Here is a 521-nt window from a genome sequence, read left to right on the forward strand (position 1 = left end):
AGAGTCTTTCTCACCAACATTTGTCACTTCCACTGTGCCATCATGTTTGACTTGGAAAGTGATGTCCGTTACTTTGAGGTAACCAGTTGGAGCTGCTTCCTCATGGAAGGTGTAAGTACCTGGCGCCAAGTTGAGATCTTTAGACTTACCAGCTTCTGAAGTCCAGCTTTCTACGGCTGTGCCTTCTGCCTTATCGCCCTTGAAGATCTTGATTTGAGCACCTGCGATTTCTGTTCCACCAAGGTTAACTTTACTGAAAGTAATGGCTTTTGGACTATCATCGTCTTTATCCGTTACTGTAACAGTTGAGCCGTTGGTTACGACCTTGTTGTCTTCACCCTTAGAGTCTTTCTCGCCGACATTGGTTACTTCTACTGTTCCGTCAGTTTTCACTTTGAAAGTAATATCTGTTACTTTGAGGTAGCCGGTTGGAGCGGCTTCCTCATGGAAAGTATAAGTACCTGGTGCCAAGTTCAAGTCTTTAGACTTACCAGCTTCTGAAGTCCAGCTTTCTACGGCTG

1 protein-coding gene is annotated in these 521 nt (G+C 44.9%); it reads right to left on the reverse strand.

The features are described from left to right. On the reverse strand, nucleotides 1-521 hold a 521-nt coding region (locus HMPREF0849_RS06350), incomplete at both ends, for a SpaA isopeptide-forming pilin-related protein (RefSeq protein ID WP_000962478.1).

Origin of the sequence: Streptococcus sp. C300, from assembly GCF_000187645.1 — a bacterium.
GTDB lineage: Bacteria > Bacillota > Bacilli > Lactobacillales > Streptococcaceae > Streptococcus > Streptococcus oralis_CQ.